Origin of the sequence: Chamaesiphon sp., from assembly GCF_041738855.1 — a bacterium.
Classification (GTDB): domain Bacteria; phylum Cyanobacteriota; class Cyanobacteriia; order Cyanobacteriales; family Chamaesiphonaceae; genus Chamaesiphon.
The window spans coordinates 1-4,915 of sequence record NZ_JBGSPA010000031.1; the positions used below are offsets into that span (position 1 = coordinate 1).

7 protein-coding genes are annotated in these 4,915 nt (G+C 42.6%); 4 read left to right on the top strand and 3 right to left on the bottom strand.

Features of this window, described 5'->3' with window-relative positions; genetic code table 11:
- Positions 1-91: 91 nt before the first annotated feature.
- The 4 genes from ACEW9I_RS03915 (at position 92) to ACEW9I_RS03930 (ending at position 2,223) form a co-directional block, all read left to right on the top strand.
- Positions 92-421, top strand: a complete 330-nt coding sequence (locus ACEW9I_RS03915) for a hypothetical protein (RefSeq protein WP_373539060.1) — start codon at positions 92-94, stop codon at positions 419-421.
- A 325-nt stretch (positions 422-746) separates the two neighbouring features.
- Positions 747-905 (top strand): hypothetical protein, encoded by a 159-nt coding sequence (locus ACEW9I_RS03920; RefSeq protein ID WP_373539061.1) that lies wholly within the window; start codon positions 747-749, stop codon positions 903-905.
- A gap of 238 nt (positions 906-1,143) precedes the next feature.
- The gene (locus ACEW9I_RS03925) at positions 1,144-1,893 is read left to right on the top strand and encodes a bacteriorhodopsin-like (protein WP_373539062.1); all 750 of its coding nucleotides are present in this window, start codon (positions 1,144-1,146) and stop codon (positions 1,891-1,893) included.
- Between the two features lie 96 nt (positions 1,894-1,989).
- The gene (locus ACEW9I_RS03930; RefSeq protein WP_373539063.1) at positions 1,990-2,223 is read left to right on the top strand and encodes a hypothetical protein; all 234 of its coding nucleotides are present in this window, start codon (positions 1,990-1,992) and stop codon (positions 2,221-2,223) included.
- 4 nt (positions 2,224-2,227) lie between these two features.
- Here the strand turns inward: ACEW9I_RS03930 and ACEW9I_RS03935 are convergent, their stop codons facing one another.
- The 3 genes from ACEW9I_RS03935 to ACEW9I_RS03945 all read right to left on the bottom strand — a co-directional run bounded on the left by ACEW9I_RS03935 (position 2,228) and on the right by ACEW9I_RS03945 (position 4,822).
- The gene (locus tag ACEW9I_RS03935) at positions 2,228-2,989 is read right to left on the bottom strand and encodes a hypothetical protein (RefSeq protein ID WP_373539064.1); all 762 of its coding nucleotides are present in this window, start codon (positions 2,987-2,989) and stop codon (positions 2,228-2,230) included.
- A 449-nt stretch (positions 2,990-3,438) separates the two neighbouring features.
- Entirely contained in the window at positions 3,439-4,497 is a 1,059-nt protein-coding gene (locus ACEW9I_RS03940; RefSeq protein WP_373539066.1) for a tetraprenyl-beta-curcumene synthase family protein, read from the bottom strand.
- A 79-nt stretch (positions 4,498-4,576) separates the two neighbouring features.
- Positions 4,577-4,822 carry a hypothetical protein gene (locus ACEW9I_RS03945; RefSeq protein WP_373539065.1) on the bottom strand — a complete coding sequence of 82 codons (246 nt, stop codon included), beginning with the start codon at positions 4,820-4,822 and terminating at the stop codon, positions 4,577-4,579.
- Positions 4,823-4,915: the final 93 nt, after the last annotated feature.

Below are 4,915 nucleotides of genomic sequence, written 5' to 3' on the forward strand. Positions count from 1 at the left end.
AGGGGTATCAGGAAAGGTTTTTAGTATCAAGAATCAATTCACCCACTAGCGGAGCAGGAATCTCCTCGCTCCAGATTCGGAGGAATCACAGATGACAATGACTTTAGACAGCAGTATCAAAGCCTTCCAAAGCAGCCTCACTCAGATCGGTGTCACCAAGGGCATCGAGAACATTGACGGCTGGATGGAAACGCTGGAGCAGGCCGAATTCAGCGGAGCCAAGTCCATCTACGAAAACCTGGGCAAGCTCAAGCAGCAACTAGAATCAGACGACCTTGACGGTGCAGCCATCGGCAAGTTAATGAACACACTAGCAGATGAGACCACGCGAACTGCCAGTCACGCAGACGGCTCACAAGGCGAGAAGCTCCAACAGTTTGGTCAGATGCTAAGTAAATCTAGCAGCTCTCTGAGCAAGTAACGCATCCCACTAGTTCGGGTTTGCCTCAGTTGTGTTTGTGTCCCGCCAACGGGATACAAACACAGCCGAACCTTTTAATAGGCGGTTGGCTTAAGGGGATGTCAGGCAAAGGCTCAAAGCATGAAAATCACATATGAACAGTTGCGCCAAAACTTTTGAAGTTGCTCATGGAACTAATTTGCGCGAAGCTTTACTCGGTCGGGATATCGATCTCTACAGTGAAGGATCGAAAGTCTTAAACTGTTAAGGATACGGCATCTGCGGTGCTTGTGTCGTTTTAGTTGAAGGTGCAGTTTCCCAACCCACTACCTTAAAGAAAATCTGGATGACTTTACCCACTCATTCCAGCCACAAGGAGCGACGACTAGCTTGTAAAGTCAAAGTGCTAGGCAATGTGTCCGTGACAAAATTCGATGGTTATTTTGGTAGTGGTGAAGAATCTATCTGGACACCCGATCGCGGATCGATCGCCACACCAAGTTAATTGATAATTATTAATTAATAATTATCAATTGGAGTCTATATTCAACTACCTGAAGATAAAACTCATGATTGCAGTTTCATCCATCCCAGAATTTACACTATTAGGATCGATCTTGGCTAATGATGACATGTCAAATCGGCTGTCAACAGTTCAGTCATTAACATCTAGCCAATTTAATCTAATTTATAATGCCTTCTCATTTGCGTTGGCGAAGCCTCTCTGAAGGAGAATCGCCGCAATGTTCTCATCCGCATTATTTTTCTTTAGTGCCCAGTCACAAGTCGGTCAGAAATATCGGCTAGCACTGATCGTTTCGGCGATCGTCGTCAGTATTGCTGGCTATCATTACTTCCGCATCTTCAACAGTTGGGATGAAGCTTACAGTCTCCAAAACGGTGTTTATACCCTCACTGGCGCACCATTTAATGATGCCTACCGCTATGTCGATTGGCTCCTCACCGTACCCCTATTATTAGTTGAAACAGTAGCTGTCCTAGCATTACCAGGCACAGAGACAAAACCGTTGCTCACTAAGTTGGTGGGAGCTTCAATTCTGATGATTGCGACTGGCTATCCTGGGGAGATCTCCAATGATTTTACAACTCGGATTGTGTGGGGTACCATCAGCACTATTCCGTTTATCTACATCCTCTATGTACTGTGGGTAGAACTGTCCAAATCGCTAGAGCGTCAACCTGCGCCCGTACAGGAGCTAGTCCGCAGTATGCGCTTGCTACTGTTACTGTCTTGGGGTGTTTACCCGATTGCGTATATCTTACCTTTGATTGGGGTGACGGGTAATGCGGCAACTGTAGGCGTACAGCTTGGTTATACGATTGCCGACGTGCTGGCAAAGCCGATCTTTGGTCTCTATGTATTTGCAATTGCGGTCGCGAAAACGAAATTCGATCGTGAGGCTGGTAATGATAATACTGTCGCACATGATGCTCCCGAACTTGACCTAGTTCCTAATTCTAGTAAGACCTAATCGATTAAAGATCGAGAGCGGCTACGTTTGGGGCAAACACCTAATCGATCGGTTTAGGCAATTAAGTGTTTGCCCCATTTTAGATTTAACTAACTTATGACTATAATTTGCTTTACTCTAACTTGGGGGATGATATTTACTGGTTTATGGGCTTTTGCCTATTACTGGAAAACCGGATTTATGCTGATTAAGCAGTTGCATCAGGTTCCCTGTCATAACTGTAAGTATTTCGTTAATAGTCGCTATCTAAAATGTACTGTTAATCCCCAGATTGCTTGTTCGGAATTAGCGATCGATTGTCATGATTATCAGGCTCAACTCAGTAAATAGCTATCTAATAGACTGGATCTAGGATGGGTCGTAGCTCGATCGCCCCACTTGACTGAGGTTGCTCTAAGCTAGAGCCATATAGCTCGACAAATCGCTTGAAAAGCTGCATGGTATCGAGATTGCCAGCTCTGGTCGATCTGACCCAGCGGTAAGGATTTCCATCAGCTAACTCGTTGAGATAAGGTAGATCTTCAAACAAAGTTAGGCAAGATGCACAGTGTAAAATTATTTGCAAAATTGGCTTAGGAAATATGACATTACTGTATATATCTATGAATAACTTATGGATATTATCAGCGAGTGGTAACATATTAAAAATGATGGTAATTTTTCGGTTATGATAGATCGGGATATTTAGCTCGATCGTGTACGGAGTATGTAAGATTAGCTCTACTTCGATCGTGGGCTTTCTCCATACTCTCAAGATATTGACCGCCGGATCTAGGGTTGTTTGGAATTTAATACTTCCACCGATTGGTGTCGTTTCAATTTGACTGACATTACTAATTTTTAGACCTTTGAGACTAAATTTGTGAACTGTCTCTAAATGCTTTAGATTTAGTAAATGATAAATTTGGCATAGATATGGAATCGGTAAAATATATGCCTGACTGATGATATGGTCTTTCCTTAACTGAAGCATTCTTACCTCAGTTTGCTGGAGATAAGCTGCGTATGGAGGGATCGCAGAATCAAGTTGATAGTGCTTGAGCGTGCTCATACTCTTACCCTGCAAACTTTGGAGTTTTACACTTTTTGTCTTCATGTGTTATTGCCATCCATTAAGCTGCTAATCGGCTCGTCAAAAGAGTTGCGCGCTCGGTCTGTAGGGATAGCTATCCATCCTGCATGTAATAGTCTTTGACAAGTCGCCCATCCCTTTGAGCCGTTCGGAATTGGATAGTCGGGAATGCAAAGCCCAGGGAAAGCCGTATAGGATTTCCAGGGATGAAAGGATTCTAGGCGCAGGTGCAAAGCTAGTTTTCCATTAGAGCTAAACTTGGGAAGCCAACATAGTTGTCCGGTCATTTAATCATCCTGATAAGTTTAAGAAGCTGGATTTTAATTATTCAAGATCCATAGCGATCGCAATGCCGATTACCTAACGGTAGGCTACGCCAACGGTCAGAACCACAATCATTTAGGATGATGGATCGCTACACCTAACTTGGTAGCGGCTTCCCGATGGGCTTAATCATATCCATGAAATTTAGATTACGGGCTAAATGACATTTTCCATTGGTGCCGAATTCGAGCCATAATTAGAGCATTCACAAGAAAAAAGAATGCCGATCCATCACAAGAGTGCAGAATTTTATTAGCAATTATTTTCACATTTTTTTGGGCGTTAACTTTGGGATCGGCGAGGTAAACGCCCAGTAAAGCTCGATTAATCGTGCGATGGAAGTGTGGATGAGGTAACTGAGCAACAGCTCGATCTGCTGCTTTTAGAAAGCAAATAAACCGTTCGCTTATTTCTTGTTCGCTATCATAATAATCACAAAAATTCAGATCGCCGCCGATGCTGTCCTCTGCTCGATCGATTAAATAGTCGAGTAAAATATGCAGTCCTTGAACCCACGGGAAGTAGCTATTTTTTACTTCGGTAGCTAGTTCCTCAGAACAGTTTGGATTGCCAGCATAAGCGACAAGACAAAAAATTCCTAAAGTCGAACCAGTACAAGCTGAAAATTCATGCCAACTCAGTTCGGGAAGTCGATCGCGATGTTCCTCAAACCATGCTTGTAGGCGCGGAACTCGCTCCTGAACTTTGACGTGTTTATGGACTTGTAAATTACAATAATGATCTGCTAGTTCATATATGCCAGGAGCAACCATTCGATAGGATGGCAGGTGCTTTAATACATCTTGGCAAGTTTGGACTAGTTTCATTAGATAGCCGCCGTCGTCTTGTTCTTGACGAAACTGATAGTAATTAATGCAGTCAGCATCGGGTGTCAAGGCGTGGATGCAGGCTTGATGTAGAGTATGGAAATCTCTTGGATCTAGTGAAGTACTCCGATCGCACAGGTTATCTAAATAATCACAAATTGTTTGATAAGCGACTATAAAGCGGATTGTTGGCTCAATTTGGTCTTGAGCGAGTAATCCATAAATTGCACCACCTTCACAGTGAAATGCTTTACTTTCGATACTTAACAAAGCTTGCTTACGCAGTTCGGAATTAGGAATTCTTTCAGCTTCTTGCTGCCATAATTCTAAATGTTTGCGAACTCTCGGTAGAACTTCGCGATAAGTTCTGAGCATCAGCATTCCAGCTCCAGATGGAACTTGCGGTAATGAATCTATTTGAATGAGCGAATTGTCAATTTTAGGTTCAATTACTATCAAGTTAATTTCCGATTAAATCTAGTTCTACTTCGTCTAGTAATACTATTGTTTCTGCGCCTACTCTGCCAAATATAGGTATAGATATAGCAAGCGGCATCTCGACCAGATATTTCCAAGTTCCGTTTTCATATTTAAAGTTGCGGATAATTCCTTCTCCGCCGATAAAGCTCACCTGTTGATGACGATGAAAGCTACGTACCTTACTAACCTGAGTTCGATGAAGTTTTGTCTCCTCAAACTCAGGCATTTCAACACTTTTAGGCTAACAGCAGAATTTTTTCAATTTTTGGCACATTAAAATCCACCATCAATATCATTAATAGTTGAAAAAACATTGATT